The following is a 25,830-nucleotide window of genomic DNA, read 5'->3' as shown; positions in this document are numbered from 1 at the left end:
GCGGTCAGCCTGCAGGCGCCACGATCTCGCCGCGCAGCACGACGGCGGTCGGGGCGCGCAGGACCCCGACGTCCTGGCGCGGGTCCTGCGGGTAGACGACGAAGTCGGCCGACGCGCCCTCGACGAGCGACGTGTAGCCGAGGTACTCGCGACCCTGCCAGCTCGCGGCCGCGACGACGGCGGCGTCGGGGATGCCCGCGGCGACGAGCTCGGCGCACTCGTCGGCGAGGCGGCCGTGCCCGATCGTCCCGCCCGCGTCCGTGCCGACGAGGATCTGGATGCCGGACTCGTACAGCGCCCGGGCCTGCTCGTACCGGCGCTCGTGCAGGCGCCGCATGCGCGCCGCGAACACCGGGTACCGGGCGTCCGCCTGGCGCGCGATGTTCTCGAACTGCCCGATCTGGAGCAGCGTCGGGGTGACCGCGACGCCGCGCTCGGAGATCTCGTACATGAGGTCGGGGTGGATCCCCGTCCCGTGCTCGATGCCGTCGACGCCCGCGGCGAGGAGCGACGGGATCACCTCGTCGGAGAACGCGTGAACGGTCACACGGGCGGCCTCGGCGTGCGCGGCCGCGACCGCCTCGGCGAGGACGTCGTCGGGCCACAGCGGCCGCAGGTCGCCCTGGGCACCGAGGTCACGGTCGATCCAGTCCCCCACGATCTTGACCCACCCGTCGCCCTGGCGCGCCTCGCGGCGCACGGCCTCGGGGAGCTGGGCGACGTCGTCGAGCTCGAGCCCGTAGTGGCGCAGGTAGCGCTTGGGCCGGGCGAGGTGGCGCCCCGCCCGCACGAGGCGCGGCAGGTCGCGACGGCCGTGCACCCACCGCGTGTCGAGCGGGGAGCCGGCGTCGCGCACCAGGAGCACCCCGCTGTCCCGGTCCGTCAGCGCCTGCTCCTGCGCGGTCGTCGCGTCGACGGCGCCCTGGGCGCCCAGCCCGACGTGGCAGTGCACGTCGACGAGGCCCGGCAGGGCCCAGCCCTCGAGCTCGACCATGTTGGTGCCCTGCGCGGACGGCCGGGTGAGGCTGATCCGCCCGTCCTTGACCCACAGGTCGCCCACCTCGCGGTCGTCGCCGACGATGACGTGGCCGCGGACGTGCAGCGTGGGGCCTTCCAGCGCGGACATGCGGCTCCTGGGTGAGGACGGACGGGACGGGGAGACGGCCCGGTCGGGGGCGCGGTGCGGCACCGGGCGGTGCCACGGACATAACCTAGCGCCCGGGCGGCTGCGGGTCGCACCCGGGCTCGAGGACGGCCGTCCGGGACGGCCGCTGCTCAGCGGCCGCCGAGCAGCTTCTCGAAGCCGGGCGGGAGCTGGAGGTCGTCCGGCGTCGGGGAGGACGGCGCGTCCGTGCCCCGCACGCCGAACGCGGAGCCCGACGGCGCCGCGGGACCGGTGAGCTCGCCCGCCGCGCGCGCGGCGGCCGCGCGCTCCTGCGCGGCCCGCTTCGCCGGGTTGCCCGACTTCCCCTTGACCTTGCGCTGCGGCGCCTGGCGACCCCGCGCCTTCTTGCCGCCCATGCCCGGGAGGCTGCCCATCCCCGGCATCCCCGGCATGCCGCCGCCACGGCTCATCTGCCGCATCATCTTCTGCGCGCCCGCGAAGCGCTCGAGGAGCTGGTTCACGTCGCTCGTCGTCACGCCGGAGCCGCGGGCGATGCGCGCGCGCCGCGAGCCGTTGATGATCTTCGGGTTGTCCCGCTCCGCGGGCGTCATCGACCGGATGATGGCCTCGATGCGGTCGACCTCGCGCTCGTCGAAGTTCTCGATGGCCTCGCGCATCTGGCCCATGCCCGGCAGCATGCCGAGCATCTTCTTCATCGAGCCCATGTTCTTCATCTGCTGCATCTGCACCAGGAAGTCCGCGAGCGTGAAGTCCTGCCCCGTGGCGACCTTCTCGGCCATCCTCGCGGCCTGCTCGGCGTCGAACGCCTTCTCGGCCTGCTCGATGAGCGTGAGGACGTCACCCATGTCGAGGATGCGCGACGCCATCCGGTCCGGGTGGAACGCCTCGAAGTCGGTGAGCTTCTCGCCCGTGGACGCGAAGAGGATCGGGCGACCGGTGACCCCGCGGACCGAGAGCGCGGCACCGCCGCGCGCGTCGCCGTCGAGCTTCGTGAGCACGACGCCCGTGAAGTCGACGCCCTCCTCGAAGGCCTTCGCGGTGGCGACGGCGTCCTGACCGATCATCGCGTCGATGACGAACAGGACCTCGTCGGGCTGCACGGCGTCGCGAATGTCCGACGCCTGCTGCATGAGGACGGCGTCCAGGCCGAGGCGGCCCGCGGTGTCGACGATGACGACGTCGTGCTGGCGCTGCCGCGCCGTCTCCACGCCCTCGCGCGCGACGGCGACCGGGTCGCCGATCACGTCGTCGACCTCGACGCCGCTCTGGTTGCCGGGGTGCGGCGCGAACACGGGGACGCCGGCCCGCTCGGCGACGACCGAGAGCTGGGTGACGGCGTTCGGGCGCTGCAGGTCGGCGGCGACGAGGAGCGGCGTGTGCCCCTGCTCGCGCAGGTGCAGCGCGAGCTTGCCCGCGAGCGTCGTCTTTCCCGCGCCCTGGAGGCCCGCGAGCATGATGACGGTCGGGGGCGTCTTGGAGAAGCGCAGCCCGCGGCTCTCGCCGCCGAGGATGCCGACGAGCTCCTCGTTGACGATCTTGACGACCTGCTGCGCCGGGTTGAGCGCCCCCGAGACCTCGGCCGAGAGCGCGCGCTCGCGCACGGTCGCGCTGAACTCACGCACGACGGGCACCGCGACGTCGGCGTCGAGCAGCGCGCGCCGGATCTCCCGGATCGTCGCGTCGATGTCCGCCTCGGACAGCCGGCCCTTCGCACGCAGGTTCTTGAAGGTCGAAGTCAGTCGGTCCGACAGCGTGTTGAACACCGCGTCATCCTCACCAGTCGTCGGAATTCTCGTGCGCGTCGGCCCTCCGTCGTCCCCGCTCCCCGGCAGACGTGGGGCGGGCACGGGACGGGCCGTCCGCGAGGGTCCAGCCTACCCGGCGGCGCCCGGTCCCCCCGGCACGGCGCCCAGCGCACGGAGCGTCTCGCCCACGAGGTCGTCCACGAGACGCGCGCGCCACGCCGTCCACGCGCTCGGGCCGAGCGACGACGCGTCCGCCTCCGTGAGCGCGCGCAGCACCACGAGCAGGTCGGCGCGGTGGTCGACGGCGTCCGCGAGCTCCGCGACCGTCGCCGGGTCGTCGGGGTCCTCGCTCACGGCGAGGCGCGAGAGGGTGAGGTGGTGGCGCACGAGGCGCTCGACGTCGGCCACGACGTCCGGCTCGAAGCCCATGCGGCCGAGGATCGCGGGCACGAGCCGTGCGCCCTCGACGGAGTGGTCGGTGGCGCCGGCCCGCTTGCCGATGTCGTGCAGCACCGCGGAGAGCAGCAGCAGGTCGCTGCGCTCGACCTCCTTGCGGGCGCGCGCGGCGCGCGCCACGACCTCGACGAGGTGCCGGTCGACGGTGTGCCGGTGCACGGCCGCGCGCTGCGGCCGGTTGCGCACGCCCGCCCACTCGGGGATCCACGTCGTGACGACGCCCGCGAGGTCGAGCGCCTCCCACACCGCGACCTGCGCCTGGCCGGACCCGAGCAGGGCGAGGAACGCGGCCCGCGCGGCGCGCGGCCACGGCTCCGGCAGGGCGGGGCAGCGCGCGAGGCTGGCGACGGACACGGGCGAGAGCGTCAGACCCGTGCGCGCCGCGGTCGCCGCGGCGCGCAACGACAGGAGCGGGTCGGACTCGGGGTGGGCGTCCACGGCGAGCACGAGCTCGCCGTCGTGCTCGACGAGGCCGTCGCCGACCGGCCGCAGCCGTGGCGCCGCGCGGCGTCCCCGCACGAGCACCGGGCGCCGGGCGACCGACGGCCGCTGGAGCGCCTGGCGGGCCCGGCGGACCGTGGTGTCGAGCGCGTAGGAGATCTCGCGGCCCGCCGCGGCGAGGCTCGCGAGCAGCTCGTCGGGGTCGTCGTCCCCGGACAGCGCGGCGACCTCGTCGAGGTCGGCGAGCAGGAGGCGGCTCGTGTGCCGGCCCGTGACGACCTGGAGCGTGTCGCGGACGTCGAGCAGGTGAGCGTGCGCCCGGTCGACGGACCCGTGCGGGCGGTCGGTGAGCCACGTCGCCGCGAGCGCCGAGAGCACGACCGCGTCCCGGATGCCGCCGCGCGACTCCTTGAGGTCGGGCTCGATGAGGTAGGCGAGCTCGCCGGACCGCTCGGCGCGCTCGCGCGTCGAGGAGAGCAGGTCGGGCAGGCGGCGGCGCGACGCGGAGCGCCAGTCGGTGAGCACCGCGGACGAGGCGCGGTGCACGACGAGCGCGTCCCCCGCGACCGCCCGCACGTCGAGCCACCCGACGGCGGCGGGGACGTCCTTCGACGCCACCTGGCGGCACTGCGAGAGGGAGCGCACCGCGTGGTCGAGGTCGACGCCCGCGTCCCACAGCGGGTACCAGAGCCGCTCGGCGACGCGCGCGACGTCGTCGGCGGTGTGGGTGCGGCCGTCGTGGACGAGGACGAGGTCGAGGTCGCTCGCGGGGCCCATGTCGCCCCGCCCGAGGCTGCCGACCGCGGCGAGCGCGAGCCCCTCGGGCGCGACGCCGTCGGTCGCGTCGAGCCAGAGGCCCGCGAGCGAGGAGGTGACCAGGTCGACGACGGCGGCGCGGCGCGCGACCCCGCTGCGGCCCGGTCCGCTCATGGACCGCGCGACGTCGAGCATCCGCGCACGCAGGTCCCGCACCCCGTCGGGGTGCGGGACCTGCGTGCCGTGCTCTCCCGGCCCTGCCGGGCGCCCCGCCGATTCCCCTGCGACCCCGCCCGTGGTCGGGGTGTCGGCGTGGTGGGTCATCCGAGGGTCCGTCTCCTCACAGGGCGCCGGGGCCGTGCTCGCCCGTGCGCACCCGGGCGACGTCGTCCACGGTCACCGTCCAGACCTTGCCGTCGCCGATCTTGCCGGTCTGCGCCGCCTTGACGATCACCTCGGTGACCGCGGTGGCGTCGGCGTCGTCGACGAGGACCTCGATGCGGACCTTCGGGACCAGGTCCACCGTGTACTCGGCGCCGCGGTAGACCTCGGTGTGGCCCTTCTGGCGGCCGTACCCGCTGGCCTCGCTGACCGTCATGCCCCGCACGCCCGCGGCCTCGAGCGCCGACTTCACGTCGTCGAGCCGGTGCGGCTGGATGATTCCCGTGACGAGCTTCATGCCCGCACCTCCCTGATGACGCTGCCCTGCTGGATGGACTCGTACGCCGTCTCGCCGTGGACCGCGAGGTCGATGCCGCCGACCTCCGCGTCCTCGCTCACGCGCCAGCCCATCGTGACCTTGAGGATCAGGCCGATGACCGTCGTCGTGATCGCGGTGAAGACGATCGCGACCAGCGCGATGAGCACCTGGACGACGAGCTGCTGCGCGCCGCCCCCGAAGAAGAGGCCCGTGTCGGTCGCGAGGAAGCCGATCGCGACGGTACCCCAGAGGCCGGAGACGAGGTGGACGCCGACGACGTCGAGCGAGTCGTCGTAGCCGAAGCGGTACTTCAGGCCGACCGCGAGCGCGGAGAGCGCGCCGGCGACGAGGCCCAGGACGATCGACGTGACCGGGTTGAGCGCGCCGGCGGCGGGCGTGATCGCCACGAGGCCCGCGACGACGCCGGACGCGGCACCGAGCGACGTGGCGTGACCGTCGCGGATCTTCTCCGTGACGAGCCAGCCGATGATGCCGGCCGCCGTGGCGCTCGTGGTGTTGATCCAGGCGAGGCCGGCCGTCTCGTTCGCGCCGAACGCGGAGCCCGCGTTGAAGCCGAACCAGCCGAACCACAGCAGGGCCGCGCCCAGCATGACGAACGGCAGGTTGTGCGGGCGCATCGGCTCGGTGCCGAAGCCCTTGCGCTTGCCGATGAGGAGCGCGAGCACGAGCGCCGCGACACCGGCGTTGATGTGGACGACGGTGCCGCCCGCGAAGTCGATCGGCGCGACCGTGGCGGCGCCGTCGGTCACCCCGAACACCTTCGCGGCGAGACCGTTCTCGTTGGCCGAGAGGAAGCCGCCGCCCCACACCATGTGGGCGAGCGGGAAGTACGTGACCGTGACCCAGATCGCCGTGAACGCCAGCCACGTGCCGAACTTGACGCGGTCGGCGAGCGCACCCGAGATGAGCGCGACCGTGATGATCGCGAACGTCACCTGGAACGCGATGTCGACCACGTTCGGGTAGTTGCCGAGCGTGCTCGCGACGGCGCTGCCGTCGGCGTCCGTGATCGCCCCCGAGAGACCGAACTGCGCGAACGGGTTGGCGAACAGGCCACCCGTCCCGGCCTCGCCGTAGGACATCGACCAGCCCCACAGCACGTAGACGACGCCCACGACGGCCATCGCGCCGAAGGACATCATCATCATGTTCAGCACGGACTTGGCGCGGACCATGCCGCCGTAGAAGAACGCCAGTCCGGGCGTCATCAGGAGCACGAGGGATGCTGAGGTCAGCATCCACGCGGTCGCCCCGGTGTCCCACTCCATCGGATCATCTCCCCTCGCCGGCCGGGCGGCCGGTCGGGGACTACGGTGGTGCGGGCGGGTTTCCCCGGCGGTGTCGCCGCGTTACGCCAGCGTGACAAGGGCGGCCCGGACGTAAACGTTCGGTTTCGCCGCACCGCGCGGGCGCCCGGAGCCCGTCGCCGCGACCGGGCCGTGATCGCGCCGTGACACGACCGTGACCCGCCGGGCGACCCGGACCGGCACCCGGCCGGGCACCCTGCCGGGCACTGCGGCCGGGCGTCGCACCCGGCCGCGCCCGTGCCTCAGGCGCCGAGGAGCCCGTCGACGAACTGCTCGGGGTCGAACGGGGCGAGGTCGTCGGGCCCCTCCCCCAGGCCGACGAGCTTGACGGGCACGCCCAGCTCGCGCTGGACCGCGACGACGATGCCGCCGCGCGCGGTGCCGTCGAGCTTCGTCAGGACGATGCCCGTGACGCCCGCGACCTCGCCGAAGACGCGTGCCTGGTTGAGGCCGTTCTGCCCCGTCGTCGCGTCGAGCACGAGGAGCACCTCCGACAGCGGGGCCTCCTTGGTGATGACGCGCCGGATCTTGCCCAGCTCGTCCATGAGGCCCTGCTTGTTCTGCAGGCGCCCGGCGGTGTCGACGAGCACGACGTCCGCGCCCTCGGTGCGGCCGCGCCGCACGGCGTCGAACGCGACCGCCGCCGGGTCGGCGCCGTCGCGGTCGGACCGCACGGTCGGGACCCCGACGCGCGAGCCCCAGGTCTCGAGCTGGTCGGCGGCCGCGGCGCGGAACGTGTCCGCCGCGCCCAGCACGACGTTGCGGTCCTCGGCGACGAGCACGCGCGCGAGCTTGCCGACGGTCGTCGTCTTGCCGGTGCCGTTCACGCCGACGACCAGCACGACGGCGGGCACCGTGGACCCGTCCTCGGCGGTGCGCGGGGACGTCGCGAGCGAGCGGTCGAGCGTCGGGTCGACGAGCGCGACGAGCTCGGTGCGCAGGAGGTCGCGCACGCTCGCGGCGTCGCGCACCCCGAGGACGCGGACCTTGGTGCGCAGCGCGTCGATGAGCTCGCCGGCCGGCCCGGCGCCGACGTCCGCGAGGAGGAGGGTCTCCTCGAGCTCGTCCCAGTCGTCCTCGGTGAGGTGGTCCCGCGAGAGGACGGACAGCAGGCGGGCGCCGAGCGGCGACCCGGAGCGCGCGAGGCGCTCGCGCAGCCGGACGAGCCGGCCACCGACCGGCTCCGGGCGCTCGAGCGCGGGCGGGGCGGCGACGTCGGGCTCCGGCGGTGCCTCCACGGTCGCCGTTCCGGGCGGCGCCTCCACGGCGTCCGGCGCGGTCGCGGGGGGCGCGGCAGGGGCCGAAGGCGGGGGTTCGACGAGGTCGCGGCGACCGCGGCGACGGGCCGACACGGTCCCGGCGGTGACGAGGCCGACGACCAGGAGGACGCCGAGGACGATCCAGAGCGGGAGGAGGTCGTTCACCCCGGAAGTCTCTCAGACCGACGCGGTGCTCACGCCTCGGGAGGGCGCTCCCCCGGGTGCAGCGGGCGCACGCGCTCGCGCGCGCGGTGCAGGACGTCGGTGAGCTCCTCGGCGTCGACGTACGCGTTGGACGACACCTGCGTGGCCGTGAAGAAGTCGTCGATGCTCGTGTCCACCGGCCGCGGCATGCGCACGGTCGCGACGTGCTGGCCCGGGTTGTCGCCGCGGCGGCGACGCCGCCGCAGCCCCGAGCGGAAGTCGCGCCAGAAGGCGCGCATGCCCTGCTCGCCGTCCCGTCGGTCACCCGCCGCACCGGTCGACTGCGCCTCGGCGCGCGCGACGACGCTCGCGAACAGGAACACGACGGCGGCGACGCCGAGCGTGAGCCCCAGCCACACGAACATCCAGACCATGCCCTCCAGTATCCGGGCGCCCGAACGCGTCGCGACCGCAGCCACGCCGGGACTCGGCGATCAGCACCACATCTTCACAAGGCCCGGAATTGCAACGATCCTGGAGGTTCCGCCCAGGTGCGGACGAGGCGGACGGACCGCCCCGCGCGGGTTACGCGGGGACCTCCTCGCGCGCCTCGGACATGCGCTGGCTGATGACCGTCGTGACGCCGTCGCCGCGCATCGTCACGCCGTAGAGCGCGTCGGCGATCTCCATGGTGCGCTTCTGGTGCGTGATGACGATGAGCTGCGAGTCCTCCTGGAGCTCGCGGAAGATCTCGAGCAGGCGGCCGAGGTTCACGTCGTCCAGGGCGGCCTCGACCTCGTCCATGACGTAGAACGGCGAGGGCCGCGCCTTGAAGATCGCGACGAGGAGCGCGACCGCCGTGAGCGAGCGCTCGCCGCCGGACAGCAGGGACAGGCGCTTGACCTTCTTGCCCGCGGGGCGGGCCTCGACCTCGATGCCCGTGGTCAGCATGTCGTCCGGGTCGGTGAGGACCAGGCGCCCCTCGCCGCCCGGGAACATGCGCGCGAACACGCGCTCGAACTGCTCCGCGGTGTCGCGGTACGCGTCCGAGAACACCCGCTCGACGCGCTCGTCGATCTCCTTGACGATCTCCAGCAGGTCGGCGCGCGACTTCTTGAGGTCGGCCAGCTGGTCGGCGAGGAACTTGTGCCGCTCCTCGAGCGCGGCGAACTCCTCGAGCGCGAGCGGGTTCACCTTGCCGAGGCGGCCCAGGTCGCGCTCCGCGGCGCGCAGCCGCTTCTCCTGCTGGGCGCGGTCGTACGGGACCGTGCGGGGCTCGCCGTCGTCGGAGGGGACGGGGACCTCGCGGTGCGGGCCGAGCTCCTCGACCAGGACGGCCGGGTCGAGCCCGAGCTCGTCGACGCTGCGCGCCTGGAGCTGCTCGATGCGCAGCTGCTGCTGCGCGCGCGCCACCTCGTCGCGGTGCGCGACGTCCGTCAGCTCGCGCAGGCGCGCCGCCAGGTCGTCGACCTCGCGGCGCGCAGCGGTCACCGCGGTGTCGCGCTCGGCCCGCGCCGCCTCCGCGGCGTCCCGCTCCGCGCCCGCCCGGGCCAGCGACCGGTCGATCGCGGCGAGGGCGTGCGTCGCGCCGTCGCGCACCGCGGACGCGCGGCCCGCCTGCCGCACCCGCGCCGCCTCGCGCCGCGCGGCCCGCTCGCGCGCGTCGCGCTCCGCGGCGGCAGCCCGGGCCAGCGACTGGGCCCGGCCCGCGACCGCCCGCGAGCGCTCCTCGCTCGTGCGCAGGGCGAGCCGTGCCTCGGTCTCGGCCGTGCGCGCCGCCGAGGCACGTGCGAGGAGGCGGTCGCGCTCGGCGCTCGCCTCCGCCACCGCGTCCTCGGACTGCTCCGGCGCCGCCTCCGCGACCTCGAGCCGCTCGACGAGCCCGGCGAGCGTCTCGCGTGCGTCGTCGAGACCCTGGGACGCCCGCTCCAGCGACGCGCGCACGCGCTCGGCCTCCGCGGCGGCCGAGCGCGCGGTCGCCCCCAGGTGCCCGAGCTGCTCCGCGACCGCGGCGAGCTGCGCGTCGGACTCGTTGAGCCGGTCGAGCGTGTCCTCGTACCGGGCGCGCGCCTCCTGCGCCGCCTCGCGCGCGCCCACGAGGGCGAACCGGGCGCGCTCGGCGCGGGCCGTCGCGTCGGCGTGCGCCGTGCGCGCCTCGTCGAGCGCCGACTGCAGGTGCAGCACGCTCGGCGCCGACGCCGACCCGCCCCACGCGCGCGTCGTCGCGAGGAGGTCACCGCCCCGCGTCACGACGGCGACGCCGGGGTGCCGCGCCACGAGCGCGCGCGCCTGGCCCAGGTCGTCGACGACGGCCACGCCCGCCAGCAGGGACCGCACCGCCTGGCCGACGCCCCCGGCGGCGGTGACGACGTCGACGGCCCAGCGTGCGCCGTCGGGCAGGTCGACGGCGGCGGGGCCCGGACCGGGCTCCGCGGTCGCCACGACGAGGCCCGCGCGCCCGGCGTCCTCCGTGCGCAGGTACCGCAGCGCGTCGACCGCGGCGTCGACCGACTCGACCGCGACCGCGTCGGCGGCCGGGCCCAGCGCCGCGGCCACCGCGTCCTCGTAGCCCGCCTCGACGCCGAGCAGGGCCGCGAGCGACCCCACGACGCCGACGCCGTCCGCCGCGAGCAGCGCGCCCGCGCCGTCCTTGCGGTCGAGGCTCAGCTCGAGCGCCTCGATGCGCGCGCTCCACGTCGCGCGCTCCTGGTCCGCGGCCGTCGCGTCCGCCTCCAGGCCGGTCACGGCGGCGCTCGTGCGCTCGACCGCGTCCGCCGCGGCCTCGTGCTCGGCGTCGAGGCCCTCCTCGCCCTCCTCGGCGCCGACCACCTGGGTCTCGAGCACCGCGAACTCGGTGCGCGCCTGCGTGCCCCGGTGCTCGGCCTCCGCGAGCGACTCGCGCAGCCGTCCGATCTCGGCCTCCGCCGCCTCGACGCGCGTGCGCTGCGCCGCGACCTGCCCCGCGAGCCGCGCGAGACCCTCGCGGCGGTCCGCGGCACCGCGCAGCAGCGTCGCGACGGCCCGCTCCGCCTCCCCCGCGGCCTGCTCGGCGTCCTCCCGGTCGGTGACCGCGGCGGCGAGCGCGTCGCGCGCGCGGGCGACCTCCGCCTCGAGCTCCGCCTCGGTCGCGCGCACGCGCTCGGCCTGCGCCTCGAGCTCGTCCGGGTCCTGCCCGCGGGGCGCCGCCTCGGGGCGCCCGAGGAGACGCACGCGCTCCTCGGCGAGCGTGCGCGTGCCGCGCAGCCGCTCGCGCAGCGACGAGAGCCGGAACCAGACGTCGGTCGCGGCCCCGAGGGCGGGCGCGGCCTCCGCGGCCTCGCGCTCGAGCCGGCCGAGCGTGTCGCGCGCCGTCGCGAGCGCGCGCTCGACCTCCGCCTGCTGCGTGCGCAGGGCCGCCTCGTCGGCCATCTCCTGCTCGAGCGTCGCGGTGAGCTGGGCGAGGTCGTCGGCGAGGAGCCGGGCCCGCGCGTCGCGCAGGTCGGCCTGGATCGTGGCGGCCTTGCGCGCGATCTCCGCCTGCCGCCCCAGCGGGCCGAGCTGGCGCCGGATCTCCGTCGTGAGGTCCGCGAGCCGCGTGAGGTTGGCCTGCATCGCGTCGAGCTTGCGGAGCGCCTTCTCCTTGCGCTTGCGGTGCTTGAGGACGCCCGCGGCCTCCTCGACGAAGCCGCGGCGGTCCTCGGGCGTCGCGCGCAGGACGGCGTCGAGCTGTCCCTGGCCGACGATCACGTGCATCTCCCGGCCGAGGCCCGAGTCGGAGAGGAGGTCCTGGATGTCGAGCAGGCGGCACGCGCTGCCGTTGATCGCATACTCGGACCCGCCGCTGCGGAAAAGCGTGCGGGAGATCGTCACCTCGGTGTAGTCGATCGGCAGGGCGCCGTCGGTGTTGTCGATCGTCAGGGACACCTCGGCGCGCCCGAGCGGGGGCCGGCCGGAGGTGCCGGCGAAGATGACGTCCTCCATCTTGCCGCCGCGCAGGGTCTTGGCGCCCTGCTCCCCCATCACCCACGCGAGCGCGTCGACGACGTTCGACTTGCCCGAGCCGTTCGGCCCGACGACGCACGTCACGCCGGGCTCGAAGCTCAGCGTCGTCGCGGACGCGAACGACTTGAAGCCGCGCAGCGTCAGGGTCTTGAGGTGCACGGACCCGAGCCTAGTGCGGCGCTCCCACGATCCTGCGGACGTCCGCGACCGGCCGTGGCGGACCGCGCACACCGCGGCGGGCACGCGAACGCCCCGCCCCGGAGGCCCGGGACGGGGCGGACGTGCGCGTGCGGGTCAGCCGAGCTCGGGGAACCAGAGCGCGATCTCGCGCGCGGCGGACTCGGGCGAGTCCGACCCGTGCACGAGGTTCTGCTGGACCTTGAGGCCCCAGTCGCGGCCGAGGTCGCCGCGGATCGTGCCGGGCAGCGCCTCGGTCGGGTTGGTCGCGCCGGCGAGCGAGCGGAAGCCGGGGACGACGCCCTGGCCCTCGGCCACGACCGCGAGGATCTTGCCCGAGAGCATGAAGTCGACGAGCGGCTGGAAGAACGGCTTGCCCTCGTGCTCGGCGTAGTGGGCGGCGAGCAGCTCGGGCGTCGCGTCGAGCAGGCGCACGGCGGCCAGCGTGTAGCCCTTGGCCTCGACGCGCCGGAGGATCTCGCCGGACAGGCCGCGGCGGACGCCGTCGGGCTTGACGAGGATGAGGGTGCGCTCGATGGTCTCGGTCAGTGCGGGTGCGACGTCGGTCATGGTCGCCGAGCCTACCGGCCGCAGGCCGGTGCGCCGCGCCCGGCGGGCGGCCGCGGGGCCGCGCGCGCCGTGCGGGTCAGCCGGCGTTGGGCGCGGTCTCGGGGTGCTCGGCGTCGTAGGCCGCGCGCTCGCGGTCGATGCGCCCGCCGAGGCGGATCGAGACGATCCACAGGACGACGAAGAGGCCGCCCACGAGGAACATCATGGGAACGACCAGCCCGAGCGCGAGCACGGGCACCTGGACCACGGACCCGGCGACGTACCCGCCGGGCGTGCCCACCATGCGCGACAGCACGACGAGCACGACGGCGAGCACCCCGCCCACGACCCAGATCGACGTCGCGGACGGCAGCTCGAGCGGGCCGCGCGAGTACGGCACGTCGCGCAGGCCGTAGGCCACGAGCGTCGCGAACACGACGAGGAACGCCTCGAGCAGGAGCGTGGTCGACGCGAACTGGACCTTCGCGGGCTTCTTGGGCTTGATGCGGTCGCCCGGGGACGGGCGCACCGGGCCCGCCGCGCGGCCGTGGCGGGACGGCTGCGCGGCGGGCTGCGACGGTGAGGTGCTCACCCGGTCAGGATACCGGCGCGCCGTCGCGCTCCCGGCTCCCGGGGCGCTCGTCGTCCGGTCCACCGCCGCCCGCGGGCACGACGACCGCGGCACCGTCGACCTGGCCCGTCGCGGGGGCGTCCTCGCGCAGGTCGCCGTGGTCCGCGACGGCCTCGCCGCGCGCGACCATCCCGGCGACGTCGGACAGCTTGACCTCGCGCAGGAACAGCGCGAGCACGAACCCGACGAGGACGAGGGGGACCAGGTACCAGAACGCGGGGGCGAGCGCGTCGGTGAACGCGTCGACGACGCCCGTGTGGATCGGCTCCGGGAGCTGCTGCACCAGCTCGGGCGTGAGCGAGGAGCCCTCCGCGCCGGCGGGGGCCGCACCGCCCGGCACGCCCGCGAAGACGCCCTCGAGGTTGTCGGCGAGCCGCGACGTGAAGATGGTGCTGAACAGCGCCGTCCCGACGGCCGCGCCGATCTCGCGGAAGAAGTTGTTCGCGCTCGTGGCGGTCCCGATCTCGTGCGGGTCGACCGAGTTCTGCACGGCGAGCACGATCGTCTGCATGACGAGGCCCATCCCGGCGCCCATGACGAAGATCATCGCGCCGAAGAGCCACATCGACATGTCGCCCGTGATGCGCGTGAGCCAGACCATCCCCGCCGCGGTGATCGCGAGACCCACCACCGGGTAGATCTTGTACCGCCCGGTCTTGGTGATGGCGATACCGGACCCGATGGCCGTGATCATGACGCCGACCATCATCGGGAGCATGAGGAACCCGGACTCGGTGACCCCGGCACCCGTGGACATCTGCAGGAACGTCGGCAGGAACGCGAGCGCCGAGAACATGCCCATGCCGAGCACGAGACCGATCAGCGTCGCGATGGTGAAGGTCCGGTTCTTGAACAGGTGCAGCGGGAGCAGCGGCTCCTCGGCGCGGTTCTCGACGAGGACGAACGCGACGACCGACACCACGACGGCCGCGACGAGGCCGAGCAGCCACGGGTCGGACCAGTCGTAGCCGGACGACGTCGTCAGCGACTCCCAGCTCGTGACCAGGACGATGCCGGACGTCGCGACGACGAGGAAGAAGATGCCCGCGACGTCGATCTTGCGGCCCGCGCGGTGCGAGGGGAGCTTGAGCGCGACCCACGCCACGACGAACGCGGCGACGCCGATGGGCACGTTGATCCAGAACGCCCAGCGCCAGCCCGGGCCCTCGGTGAACCAGCCGCCGAGGAGCGGCCCGATGACCGCGGCGATGCCGAAGAGCGCGCCCATGGGGCCCATGTACTTGCCGCGGTCCTTGGCGGGGACGATGTCGGCGATGATCGCCTGCGACAGGATCATCAGGCCGCCGCCGCCGAGGCCCTGCACGCCGCGCCAGGCGACGAGCTCGGGGAACGACTGCGCGAACCCGGCGCCGGCCGACGCGACCGTGAAGAGGCCGATCGCGACGAGGAACGGCCAGCGGCGGCCCCAGAGGTCGCCGAACTTGCCGTAGAGCGGCATGACGATGGCGATCGCCAGGATGTAGGCCGTGATGACCCAGCCCTGGTGCTCGACGCCGTGGAGCTCGCCGACGATCGTCGGCATCGCGGTGCCGACGATCGACTGGTCGAGCGAGGACAGGAACATCGACGCCATGAGCGCGCCGAAGATCACCCACACGGTGCGCGGGGTGAGCACGACGAGCGGCTTGCCGCCGTCGACGGGCGGTGCTGCGGTGGAGGAGGCCATGAGGATCCGGTTCGGTCGGGACGGGCGGGCGCGCGCCGACGGGCGCGGCCCGTCGTCGGGTGGAGGCTGGAGGTGCGGCCGGTCGGGTGGGAGGCCCGAGCCGGTGGAGTCCTCGCGCGGGGCGAGGGGTGCGGTCAGGGGGCCGCGGGATCGGGGGCGCGCGTGTCGCGGAGCAGCGCGCGGAGCTGGTCGACGACGCCCGGCAGGTGGTCCACCGGCTCGCCCTCGCGGCCCCGCTGCTGCCACTCGACCGTGCTCGCCCGCAGGAGGCTCATGACGACGAGCGCCAGGAGCTCGGGGTCCGGGACGAACGGCCGGACCGCGCGGCGTGCGACGAGCATCTCGACGAGCTCCGCACGGTGGCCCTCGACCCACGCGACGTGACGCGCGACGAGGTGCGGCTCGCGCTGCACGAGCTCGAGCGTGCGCGCCATGCGCTCGGGGGTGACGACCTCGTGCGCGAGCACGTCGGCCACGACGACCTCGAGGTCGTCGAGGAGCGCGCCCGTCGGACCGCCGGCGACGAAGGCGGCGACGACGTCGGCTCGGACCGAGAAGTCCTCGAGGCCGAGCACGGCGTCGTCCTTCGCGGGGAAGTAGTTGAAGAACGTGCGGGGCGAGACGCCGACGGCCGCGCAGATGTCCTCGACCGTCACGGCGTCGAGGCCGCGGTCGAGGACGAGGGTCTGCGCGGCGTCGACGAGGGCCTCGCGGCGCGCGCGCTTCTTGCGCTCCCGCAGCCCGCCGGGCGACGGCGCGACGCACGCCGCGGCCCGCTCGGCCACGGAGGGGCGAGCGGGCACGTCAGGCGGAGTCGTCGGCACGAGGACCATTCTTGCATCCTCTGCAATTTTGCATCAACTGCAATATCGGGTGACGGAGGTCACACCCCCGCGTCGTCAGACCTCGCCGAACCCGCCCTCGACGGCCTCGACCACCGCGCGCACCGCGTCCGCGGCCTGCGGCCCCTCCCCCGTGACCGTGAGCTCCTGCCCGCCGGTCGCGCCGAGCTTCATGAGCTCGAGGACGCTCGCCCCGTTGACGCCGTCGATCGCGACGCTCGCGTCGAACCCCGCGACCAGGCGCGCGAGCACCGCGGCGGGCCGGGCGTGCAGGCCGAGCGGGTTGCGCAGCGTCACGACGGCGCGGGCCTCCCCCGCCGGCGGGGCGCCGTCCGCAGCGTGCTCCTCCCCGGCCTCCGGTGCCGCGGCGGGGACGGCGAACGTGCCGCCCGCGTGCTCCGCGGACGCGAGGACCTCGGCCACGTCGCCGCCGCCGTGCGCGGTGACGGCCGCCGCGACGGCACCCTCGACGAACGGCGCGTCCGCGAGCAGCACGCGCCCGTCGAAGCCGTCCTCCAGGTCCAGCACCGACTCGACCGTCATCACGGCCGAGCCCAGGTCCGCGAGCACGACGACGCCGTCCGCGACGCGCAGCGCCTCCTCGATCGCCCCGGAGACGCGGTCGTAGCTCGTGCCGAGACCGCCGTCGTCCGTGCCGCCCGCCGCGAGCAGCAGGACGCCGGGCGCCATCTGCGCGGACAGCTCGACGGCCCCCTGCGCGAGGCGCTGCGAGTGCGAGACGAGGACGAGCGCGACCCGGGCCCGCGTGCCGACCGGTCCGGCCACGCCGCTCACGCCGCCGCCGCGTCGCGCGCGGCCTCGAGCAGGATCGCGGTCGACGTCGCGCCCGGGTCCTGGTGGCCCGCGCTGCGCTCGCCGAGGTAGCTCGCCCGGCCCTTCGTCGCCACGAGCGGCACGGTCGCCTCGGCGCCCTCGCGCGCGGCCCGGGCGGCGGCCGCGAGGACGTCGGCCGTCGAGCCGCCCGCGTCGGCCGCGGCCTCCGCCGCGTCGACCGCGGGCTGCCAGGCGTCGACCATGGTCTTCTCGCCGACCTGCGCCTTGCCGCGCGCGGAGATGCCCTCGAGCGCGCCCTCGAGCAGCGCCACGACGCCGTGCGCGTCGAGCTCCGCGAGACCGGTCACCTTCGCGGCACGGAGGTACGCGGTCCCGTAGAGCGGGCCCGAGGCGCCGCCGACGGACGACATGAGCGTCGTGGCCACGAGCTTGAGCACGTCGCCGATCTGACCGGGCGGCTGCTCCCCGGCGGCCGCCCCGTCGAGCTTGGCGACCACCGCGCGGAAACCCCGGTCGAGGTTCTCGCCGTGGTCGCCGTCACCGATCTGGCGGTCCAGCTCCGTCAGCTCGTCCCGTGCCGCCGCGATCCGCTCCGCGCTCAGCCGGGTCCATCGCTCGGCCCAGGCCACGTCCAGCGTCATGCCCCACCTCTCCTCGCCGTCGAGCCGGCGGTGCGCCGGCTCCCGGAGACTGCACGAAAGGGCACCCGCTCACCAGCGCAGCGCGGCCGTGTGGACGGGAGCGTCCCACAGGGCGGTGAGCTCGTCGTCCAGGCGCAGCACGGTGACCGACGCACCCTGCATCTCCAGCGACGTGACGTAGTTGCCGACGAGCGAGCGCGTCACGCGTACGCCGCGCCCTTCGAGCAGCCTCCTCGCCTGACGATAGACGACGTACAGCTCGGACAGCGGGGTACCGCCCATTCCGTTAACGAACAGCAACACGTCCTCGCCGTCGGCGAGGCCCAGGTCGTCGGCCACGGGATCGACCAGCCGCTGCGTGATCTCGTCCGCCGACGCGAGCGGGATCCGGTGCCGCCCGGGCTCGCCGTGGATCCCGATGCCGATCTCGACCTCGTCGTCGCCGAGGTCGAAGCTCGGCCGGCCCACGTGCGGCACGGTGCACGCCGTGAGGGCGACGCCCATCGAGCGCACGTTCGCCACGACGCGCCCGGCGATCTCCGTCACGGTCCCGAGGTCGTCACCGCGCTCGGCCGCCGCGCCCGCGATCTTCTCGACCGCGACCGTCCCCGCCACGCCGCGCCGGCCCGCGGTGTAGAGCGAGTCCTCGACCGCGACGTCGTCGTTGACGAGGATGCTCGTGACCTGGGTGCCCTCGGCCTCGACGAGCTCGACCGCCGTCTCGAAGTTCAGCACGTCGCCCGTGTAGTTCTTGACGATCGCGAGCACGCCGGCGCCCGAGTCGGCGCCGAGGATCGCCGGGACGATCTGGTCGGGCGTCGGCGAGGTGAACACGGCGCCCGGCACCGCGGCGTCGAGCATCCCCGGCCCGACAAAGCCGGCGTGCAGCGGCTCGTGGCCCGAGCCGCCGCCCGAGACCAGCCCGACCTTGCCGGCCACCGCGCCGCCGGCACGCGACACGTACGGGGGCGCGAGGTGCACCTGCACGAGGTCGGCGTGCGCCTGGCCGAAGCCCTCGAGGGACTCCGTCACCGCGTCCTGGGGATCGTTGAGCAGCTTCTTCACCGGTCATCCCTCCATCGGTCCGTGCGCCCGGTGCTCCGGGCGCCGACAGCCCCCGCGACGTCGGCAGGCCGCGCCCGGCGCGCCCGCCGCCGTCGTCGCCTCCATCAAACACCCGGCCGCCGCGCGCCGCGCGGCGTCCGGGCGTCAGCCGCGACCGAGCAGGACGCGCGCGTCGGCCACCGTCACGACCGAGCCCGTGACCAGGACGCCTGTGCCCGTGCCGACGCCCACGGCGTCGTCGCGCTCGACGAGGTCGACCGCCACCTGGAGCGCCTCGTCGAGGCGCTCGGTGCTGTGCACGCGGTCCTCGCCGAAGACGTCGGCGGCGAGCTCGGCGAGCTCCGTCGGGTCGGCCGAGCGCTCCGAGCTGTTGCGCGTCACGACGATCTCCGCGAGCACCGGCTCGAGCGCCGCGAAGAGCGGCTCGGCGTCCTTGTCGGCCATGATCGCGACGACGCCGACGAGGTGGCGCAGGTCGAACGCCTCGCCGAGCGCCGTCGCGAGCGCCTCGGCCCCCGCGGCGTTGTGCGCCGCGTCGACGAGGACGGTCGGGCTGGACCGCACGACCTCGAGCCGTCCCGGCGACGTGACGTCCGCGAAAGCCGCCTCGACGAGCGTGCCGTCGAGCGCCCGGCCGCCGAGGAACGCCTCCACCGCGCCGAGCGCGAGCAGCGCGTTGTGCGCCTGGTGCTCGCCGTGCAGCGGGAGGAACACCTCGGTGTAGAGCGCAGCGGGCGTGCGCAGGTCGAGGAGCTGGCCGCCGACCGCGACCTGGCGCGCGGCGACGTCGAGGTCGACGCCCTCGCGCAGCAGGCGCGCGCCGACGCGCTCCGCCCGGGCCCGCAGCACCTCCTCGACCTCGGGGCGCTGCGCGGCCGAGACGACGGTCGCGCCCTCCTTGACGATGCCCGACTTGACCGTCGCGATCTCCTCGAGCGTGCTCCCGAGCCACCGCTCGTGGTCGAGCGCGACGGGTGTCACGACGGCGACCTCCGCGTCGACCACGTTGGTCGAGTCCCACTCGCCGCCCATGCCGACCTCGACGATCGCGACGTCGACGGGCGTGTCCGCGAACGCGGCGAACGCCACGCCCGTGAGGACCTCGAAGAAGCTGAGCTGTGACTGCCCGCTCTCCGCGAGCTCCGCGTCGACGACCTGCACGTAGGGGTAGACGTCCTCCCACACCTCGACGAACCGGCGCGCCGAGAGCGGCTCGCCGTCGACGACGATCCGCTCGGTGACGCTCGTCAGGTGCGGGCTCGTGAACAGGCCGGTGCGCAGGCCGTGCTCACGCACGAGACGCTCCGCGACGCGCGCGGTGCTCGTCTTGCCGTTGGTCCCGGTGAGGTGGATCGTCCGGAACGCGTGCTGCGGGTCGCCGAGCAGCTCGAACAGGCGCCGCACCCGGTCGATCGTCGGGTCGAAGTCGTGCTCGGGAGCACGGGACACGATGTGCTGGTAGACGCGCTCGAGGTCCGCCTGCGCGGCGGCGTCCTCCGCCGCCGCGCGGGCGTCCTTCGCGCTCTGCCGTCGTGCGGCGCCGGAGTCCTTGCGTGCGGCGCTCACAGGTTCGCCTCCTCGACGGTGCCAGCGTCCGGAACGGTGCCGTCGGCCTTCTCGACGCGCACGGAGCGCACGTCGGTCGGCGACGTCTCGACGACGACCTCGACCGCGAGCGTCTCGCGCGCGACGAGGTCGCGGTGCTCCTCGACCGCCGCGAGCCACTCGCCCGGCACGTCGAGCGAGAGCCGGATGCGGTCGGCGACGTCGAGCCCGGCGGCCTTGCGCGCGTCCTGCACGTCGCGGATCACGTCGCGCGCGTAGCCCTCGGCGAGCAGCGCGTCGTCGAGCGCGAGGTCGAGGACGGCGAACCCGCCGCTCGCGAGCACCGCGGCGGCGATGCTCGGCGCCTCCCCCTCGGCGACGCCGCGGTCGGCGACCACCGTTGTCAGCTCGTACTCCGCGGGCAGGAGCGCGACGTCGCCGTCGTCCGTCGTCACGACGACCTCCCCGGCGTCGTCCACGCGCCACGCACCGGCCTTGGCGGCCTTGATGACGGCCTGGACGCCGCGGCCCAGGCGCGGGCCCGCGGCGCGGGCGTTGACCGCGAGGCGCTGCGTGATGCCGAAGCGCTCCGCGGCGTCCGAGTCGGTGGACTCGAGCTCGACGGCCTTGACGTTGAGCTCGCGCGCCAGCAGGTCCGTGTACGGCGCGAGCGCCCCCGGGTCGTCCACGACGACCGTGAGCCGCGCGAGCGGCTGGCGCACCCGGAGCTGGTGCGCCTTGCGCAGGCCGAGCGCGGCCGACGCGACGGCGCGGACCTCGTCCATCGCGGCGACGAGCGCCGGGTCGGCGACGAGGGACGCGTCCGGGACGTGACGCACGGCCACCGCGGACGAGCCGTCCTCGCCGACGAACCGCTCGCCGACCTCCTCGGTGGACGCCGGCCAGTCGGTGAGGTGGACCGAGCGCCCGCCGGTCAGGCCGCGCCACACCTCCTCCGCGAGCAGCGGGGCGAGCGGCGCCATGACGCGCGTGAGCGCCTCGAGCGCCGTGTACAGCGTGTCGAACGCGTCGGCGTCCTCCGCCCAGAACCGGTCGCGCTGGGTGCGCACGTACCAGTTGGTCAGGACGTCGAGGTGCTCGCGCACGGTCTCGCACGCGCCCGCGATGTCGTACGCGTCGAGCTGCCCCGTGACGCGCACCACGAGGTCGTGGGTGCGCGCGAGCAGGTAGCGGTCGAGCGCCGGGAGCCCGGCCACGCGCTCGGGCGCGACCTTCTGCGCGACGTACCCGGCGGGCTCGACGGGCTCGCCCGCCCGCGCCTGCGCCTTCGACGTGTTCGCGTACAGGGTGAAGAAGTAGTACGTGCTCCACAGCGGGAGCAGCACCTGGCGCACCGCGTCGCGGATCCCGTCCTCGGTGACGACGAGGTTGCCGCCGCGCAGGATCGGCGAGCTCATGAGGAACCAGCGCATCGCGTCGGAGCCGTCGCGGTCGAAGACCTCGTTGACGTCCGGGTAGTTGCGCAGCGACTTGCTCATCTTGCGGCCGTCGGAGCCCAGCACGATGCCGTGCGAGACCGCCGAGCGGAACGCCGGGCGGTCGAACAGCGCGGTCGCGAGGACGTGCAGCGTGTAGAACCAGCCGCGCGTCTGGCCGATGTACTCGACGATGAAGTCGCCGGGGTTGTGGTGCTCGAACCAGTCGGTGTTCTCGAACGGGTAGTGCACCTGCGCGTAGGGCATGGACCCCGAGTCGAACCAGACGTCCATGACGTCCTCGACGCGGCGCATGGTCGAGCGGCCCGTCGGGTCGTCCGGGTTGGGGCGCGTGAGGCGGTCGACGAAGGGCCGGTGCAGGTCCGGCTCGCCCTTCTCGTTGCGCGGGAGGGTGCCGAAGTCCCGCTCGATCTCGGCGAACGAGCCGTACACGTCGACGCGCGGGTGCTGCGGGTCGTCCGAGCGCCACACCGGCACCGGGCTGCCCCAGAACCGGTTGCGCGTGATCGACCAGTCGCGCGCGTTCTCCAGCCACTTGCCGAACTGGCCGTGCTGGATGTGGTCGGGCGTCCAGGAGATCTGCTCGTTGAGCTCGACCATGCGGTCCTTGAACTTCGACACCGCGACGAACCACGACGAGACGCCCATGTAGATGAGCGGCTTGCGGCAGCGCCAGCAGTGCGGGTAGGAGTGCGCGTACGACTCGCGGCGCAGCAGCACCGTGCCGGGGCTCGTGGCGCCGAGCGGGAGGTCCGGCGTCTCCTCCCCCTGCGCGGCCGCGGCGTCGTGGCGCGTGCGGCCCTTGAGGTGGTCGATGATGAGCGCGTTCGCGTCGAAGACCTGGAGGCTCTCGTAGTCGACGACGGGGAAGACGAACTTGCCGTCGGACGCGACCGGGAGCACCGGCTCGACGCCCTCGCGGTCGGAGACGACCTTGTCCTCCTCGCCGAACGCGCCGGCGTTGTGCACGAGCCCGGTGCCGTCCGTGGTCGTGACGAAGTCCGCCTCGACGACCCGGTGCGCACCGGCGTGCCCGGCGAAGTAGGAGAACGGCGGCGTGTACGACCGCCCGACGAGGTCGGCGCCCGTGAGCCGCTCGACGACCTGCGTCGTCACGTCCTCGACGCCCTCGTCGGCGAGCTCGCGCGCGTACGCCTCGAGACGCTCCGCGGCGATCACGTAGCGCTCCTTGACGCCCGTGAACGACGACTCTACGACGACGTACTCGACGTCGGGGCCGACCATGACGAACAGGTTCGACGGCAGCGTCCAGGGCGTCGTCGTCCAGATGAGCGCGAGCTCGCCCGTCTCGAGCCGGAAGCCGACGGTGACCGCCGGGTCCTGGCGGACCTGGTACACGTCCTCGTCCATGCGCAGCTCGTGGTTCGACAGCGGCGTCTGGTCGTTCCAGCAGTAGGGCAGCACGCGGAAGCCCTCGTAGACGAGGCCCTTGTCGTAGAGCTGCTTGAACGCCCACAGGACCGACTCCATGAACGTCGGGTCGAGCGTCTTGTAGTCGTGCTCGAAGTCGACCCAGCGCGCCTGGCGGGTCACGTAGTCCTGCCACTCGCTCGTGTACTTGAGCACCGACGCGCGGCACGCGTCGTTGAACCGCTCGATCCCCAGCTCGAGGATCTCCTCCTTGGTCTTGATCCCCAGCTGGTCCATCGCCTCGAGCTCGGCGGGCAGGCCGTGCGTGTCCCAGCCGAAGCGACGCTCGACGTGCTTGCCGCGCATCGTCTGGTACCGCGGCACGACGTCCTTCGCGTAGCCCGTGAGCAGGTGCCCGTAGTGGGGCAGGCCGTTGGCGAACGGGGGGCCGTCGTAGAAGACGAACTCGTTGCTGCCGTTCTCCCCGGCGGGGTTGCGCTCGACCGAGGCGCGGAACGTGTCGTCCGCCTCCCAGTAGGCGAGGACCTCGCGCTCGATCGCGGGCAGGTCCGGGGAGGCGGGGACGCCGAACGCGGCTCCGGGGTGCGCGTCGGCGGCGGACGAGGGTGCGCGGTGCAGCGGGTAGGCCATGGTCTCGAGGACTCCGGTGAGGTAGCGGCCGGCGGGGTGTCCGCCGTGGTGGTACGGGTCGGTCGTGCTCTCCTGCGAGGACGACTCCCCCACCTGGGGCGGGCTCGCCGCGGTACCACCTCGCTTGCCGGCGCCCGTCCCCGCAGGTGCCCGACGTCGTCGGGCACCACGGGCGGTCGCCGACCGCTCGTCGCAGGCTGTGACGGGCCCACCCGTCCGGGTCTAGTGAGGACCTGCCGCGGGCCGTCAGGCCTGCCCCGCGGCGGGGTTCCCGTTCTTCCGGAGGCTCGCCGGTGATGGCCGGGTCGACGCCTGTGCCTCCATGGTAGCCGCCGCCCGGCGGCGCGCGGTGTAGGCGTCGATGTCGCGAGCGACGAGCCACTCGAGCGTGAGCGGGGGCCCGGCGGCAGCCGACGCGGGGAGGGCGGGGAGGGCGGGTGCCGACGACGGCACGGTGGTCGGGCGGTAGCGGGGGAAGTGCGGGGGAACGTACATGGTGGTCTCGCGTCCTGTGCTCGGCTGGCGTCCGTGGGTGCAGACCCGGTCGTGGCGTCGGACTCATCGCTGAGCCGTGGCGCGGGACCGGCGACCGTCACGCCCCGTCGCAGGGAGGGAGGGGCGGGAGGCTGCTCGCGGACACCAGGTCGAGGCTGCGCAGGGCGCCGCGAGCCCTCAACAACAGGTGGCGGGGAGGACCCGCGGGCGCGCGAGGACGAGCATGCTGCTCGTGGGGCGCGCGGAGGTCACCCGCACATGGTGCCAGCACGCCCGTCGCGGGACAACCTCCGGTCCAGGACCCGGGCCTCTCACCTGGCCCCTCGTCGGGCCGGGCCGGTCACCGGACGCGGACGGCGACCTCGTGCCAGCCCGAGGCGCCGTCGGGCGCGGGCGGGGCGACGTCGGCCGTCTGGGTGCGCCCGTCCGCGTCGGTCGCGCGGACCGTCAGCCGGTGCTCCCCCGGCGTCGCGTCCCACGCGTACGACCACTGCCGCCACGTGTCCGGGCCGACCGTGGCGGCGAGCGTCGCGGCGCGCCACGGGCCGTCGTCCACGCGCACCTCGACGCCCTCGACGCCCGTGTGCTGGGCCCACGCCACGCCCGCGACGACGACGTCCCCCGCGTCCACGGCCGCGCCGTCGCGCGGGGTGTCGACGCGCGACGCGAGCTTGATCGGTCCCCGTTCCGACCACCCGCGCGTGGACCAGTAGGCGACGTCGTCGGCGAACGTCGTGACCTTGAGCTCGGTGACCCACTTCGTCGCGGACACGTAGCCGTACAGCCCGGGCACGACGAGCCGGGCGGGGAACCCGTGCTCGGCCGGCAGCGCCTCGCCGTTCATCCCGACGGCGAGCAGGCTCGCCCGGTCGGGGTCGGTGAGGGCGTCGAGCGGCGTGCTCGCCGTCCACCCGTCGGCGCTCGTCGAGAGCACCATGTCGGCGCCGTCCTGCACTCCCGCGCGCGCGAGCAGCTCGCGCACCGGGTACCCGAGCCACCGCGCGTTGCCCACGAGGTCCCCGCCGACCTCGTTGGACACGCACGTGAGCGTGAGGTGGTGCTCGACGAGCGGGAGCGCGAGCAGCTCGTCGAGCGTGATCTCGAACGGGTCGTCGACGAGTCCCGAGACGCGCAGCGTCCACGACGCCGGGTCCACCTGCGGCACGCGCAGCGCCGTGTCGATGCGGTAGAAGTCCGCGTTCGGGGTGACGTACGGCGCGAGCCCGGGGACGCGCAGGTCCGCCCCGGCGGGCACGGCGGGGGCCGGGGTCGCGGGGGCGGGCAGCCGCAGCGCGTCGCGCGCGGCCGTCACGGCTCGCGAGCCGGCGGACACCGCGCGCGACGTCGCGAGCGCGACGACGCCCGCCGCCGCGGCCAGTCCCGTGACGAGGAGGAACCGGCGGCGGTCGAGCCCGCCGGACGTCGTCGCCGCGTCGTCGGAGCCGGAGGGCGCGGCAGGGCCGCGCAGCGTCCGGAGCGTCGCGCGCAGCAGCAGCACGGCGACCCCCACGCCGACCAGGCTCGGCAGCGCCCAGGCCACGTCCCCGCCCGGCCGGGAGGCGGCGACGACCGCCCCGACCGCCCCGACGGCGGCGAGGAGCAGCGCGCCGGACGGCGGACGGCGCAGCTCGAGCCAGCCGCTGAGGGCCGCGCCCGCGGCGAGCACGACGCCCATGACCCCGAGCAGCACCGCCTTGTCCGCGGTGCCGAAGGTCGCGACGGCCCAGTCCTTGAGGGGCCCCGGCACCGCGTCGACGACCCCCGCCCCGGCGGCGAACAGCGGGCTCGACCCGGGCGCGACGACGGCCGCGGCGAGCTCGGCCACGGCGAACCCGACGGCCGCCGCGACGACGCCCGCGAGCGCCGCCCGTCCGCCCGCGTGCCCGGCTGCCTGCCGCTGCCCCGTCATGCGCGTCCTCCCGTGGTCCAGTAGACGCCGGGCCGGCCCCGGGCGCCATCGTCGGTTCGGAGCGGCTCTGCTCCCGGAC

General features: G+C 74.8%; 19 protein-coding genes. All 19 read right to left on the bottom strand.

Going from position 1 to position 25,830, the window contains the following annotated elements; genetic code table 11:
* Positions 1–4: 4 nt before the first annotated feature.
* The 19 genes from E1O70_RS16300 to E1O70_RS16210 all read right to left on the bottom strand — a co-directional run bounded on the left by E1O70_RS16300 (position 5) and on the right by E1O70_RS16210 (position 25,751).
* Positions 5–1,126: an amidohydrolase family protein gene (locus E1O70_RS16300; RefSeq protein WP_061268926.1), complete on the bottom strand. Its 1,122-nt coding sequence runs from the start codon at positions 1,124–1,126 to the stop codon at positions 5–7.
* 149 nt (positions 1,127–1,275) lie between these two features.
* Complete coding sequence (gene ffh, locus E1O70_RS16295) at positions 1,276–2,889, bottom strand: signal recognition particle protein (RefSeq protein ID WP_061268925.1); 1,614 nt, start codon at positions 2,887–2,889, stop codon at positions 1,276–1,278.
* A 111-nt stretch (positions 2,890–3,000) separates the two neighbouring features.
* Positions 3,001–4,848, bottom strand: coding sequence for a [protein-PII] uridylyltransferase (locus E1O70_RS16290; RefSeq protein WP_061268924.1), 1,848 nt, complete (start codon positions 4,846–4,848; stop codon positions 3,001–3,003).
* A 16-nt stretch (positions 4,849–4,864) separates the two neighbouring features.
* Positions 4,865–5,203 carry a P-II family nitrogen regulator gene (locus E1O70_RS16285; protein WP_021483028.1) on the bottom strand — a complete coding sequence of 113 codons (339 nt, stop codon included), beginning with the start codon at positions 5,201–5,203 and terminating at the stop codon, positions 4,865–4,867.
* Positions 5,200–6,513 carry an ammonium transporter gene (locus tag E1O70_RS16280; RefSeq protein WP_021483029.1) on the bottom strand — a complete coding sequence of 438 codons (1,314 nt, stop codon included), beginning with the start codon at positions 6,511–6,513 and terminating at the stop codon, positions 5,200–5,202. The genes E1O70_RS16285 and E1O70_RS16280 overlap by 4 nt, the downstream gene beginning before the upstream one ends.
* Before the next feature lie 281 nt (positions 6,514–6,794).
* Positions 6,795–7,976 carry a signal recognition particle-docking protein FtsY gene (gene ftsY / locus E1O70_RS16275; RefSeq protein WP_061268923.1) on the bottom strand — a complete coding sequence of 394 codons (1,182 nt, stop codon included), beginning with the start codon at positions 7,974–7,976 and terminating at the stop codon, positions 6,795–6,797.
* A gap of 29 nt (positions 7,977–8,005) precedes the next feature.
* Complete coding sequence (locus E1O70_RS16270; protein ID WP_055725692.1) at positions 8,006–8,389, bottom strand: hypothetical protein; 384 nt, start codon at positions 8,387–8,389, stop codon at positions 8,006–8,008.
* A gap of 151 nt (positions 8,390–8,540) precedes the next feature.
* Positions 8,541–12,095 (bottom strand): chromosome segregation protein SMC, encoded by a 3,555-nt coding sequence (gene smc, locus E1O70_RS16265; RefSeq protein WP_205688664.1) that lies wholly within the window; start codon positions 12,093–12,095, stop codon positions 8,541–8,543.
* A gap of 135 nt (positions 12,096–12,230) precedes the next feature.
* Entirely contained in the window at positions 12,231–12,683 is a 453-nt protein-coding gene (gene ndk / locus E1O70_RS16260; RefSeq protein ID WP_031317103.1) for a nucleoside-diphosphate kinase, read from the bottom strand.
* 76 nt (positions 12,684–12,759) lie between these two features.
* A complete protein-coding gene (locus E1O70_RS16255) occupies positions 12,760–13,254 on the bottom strand; it encodes a DUF4233 domain-containing protein (RefSeq protein ID WP_306303334.1) in 495 nt (164 codons plus the stop codon).
* 4 nt (positions 13,255–13,258) lie between these two features.
* The gene (locus E1O70_RS16250; RefSeq protein ID WP_061269008.1) at positions 13,259–14,980 is read right to left on the bottom strand and encodes an MDR family MFS transporter; all 1,722 of its coding nucleotides are present in this window, start codon (positions 14,978–14,980) and stop codon (positions 13,259–13,261) included.
* A 134-nt stretch (positions 14,981–15,114) separates the two neighbouring features.
* Positions 15,115–15,813, bottom strand: coding sequence for a TetR/AcrR family transcriptional regulator (locus E1O70_RS16245; protein WP_082774758.1), 699 nt, complete (start codon positions 15,811–15,813; stop codon positions 15,115–15,117).
* A 66-nt stretch (positions 15,814–15,879) separates the two neighbouring features.
* Positions 15,880–16,617 (bottom strand): dihydroxyacetone kinase phosphoryl donor subunit DhaM, encoded by a 738-nt coding sequence (dhaM, locus tag E1O70_RS16240; protein ID WP_051028644.1) that lies wholly within the window; start codon positions 16,615–16,617, stop codon positions 15,880–15,882.
* Positions 16,614–17,258, bottom strand: a complete 645-nt coding sequence (gene dhaL, locus E1O70_RS16235) for a dihydroxyacetone kinase subunit DhaL (protein ID WP_061269007.1) — start codon at positions 17,256–17,258, stop codon at positions 16,614–16,616. The genes dhaM and dhaL overlap by 4 nt, the downstream gene beginning before the upstream one ends.
* Positions 17,259–17,327: 69 nt before the next feature.
* Positions 17,328–18,323, bottom strand: coding sequence for a dihydroxyacetone kinase subunit DhaK (gene dhaK, locus E1O70_RS16230; RefSeq protein ID WP_043658407.1), 996 nt, complete (start codon positions 18,321–18,323; stop codon positions 17,328–17,330).
* 144 nt (positions 18,324–18,467) lie between these two features.
* The gene (locus tag E1O70_RS16225; protein ID WP_061269006.1) at positions 18,468–19,889 is read right to left on the bottom strand and encodes a bifunctional folylpolyglutamate synthase/dihydrofolate synthase; all 1,422 of its coding nucleotides are present in this window, start codon (positions 19,887–19,889) and stop codon (positions 18,468–18,470) included.
* Positions 19,886–23,347, bottom strand: a complete 3,462-nt coding sequence (gene ileS / locus E1O70_RS16220; RefSeq protein ID WP_061269017.1) for an isoleucine--tRNA ligase — start codon at positions 23,345–23,347, stop codon at positions 19,886–19,888. Before ileS ends, E1O70_RS16225 begins: the two co-directional genes overlap by 4 nt.
* 246 nt (positions 23,348–23,593) lie before the next feature.
* Entirely contained in the window at positions 23,594–23,842 is a 249-nt protein-coding gene (locus E1O70_RS16215) for a hypothetical protein (protein WP_061269005.1), read from the bottom strand.
* 340 nt (positions 23,843–24,182) lie between these two features.
* Positions 24,183–25,751, bottom strand: coding sequence for a molybdopterin-dependent oxidoreductase (locus tag E1O70_RS16210; protein WP_061269004.1), 1,569 nt, complete (start codon positions 25,749–25,751; stop codon positions 24,183–24,185).
* Between the last annotated feature and the right edge of the window lie 79 nt (positions 25,752–25,830).

Source organism: Cellulosimicrobium funkei (genome assembly GCF_004519295.1).
GTDB classification, from domain to species: Bacteria; Actinomycetota; Actinomycetes; order Actinomycetales; family Cellulomonadaceae; genus Cellulosimicrobium; species Cellulosimicrobium funkei.
This window is presented reverse-complemented; position numbering and strand designations above follow the sequence as displayed.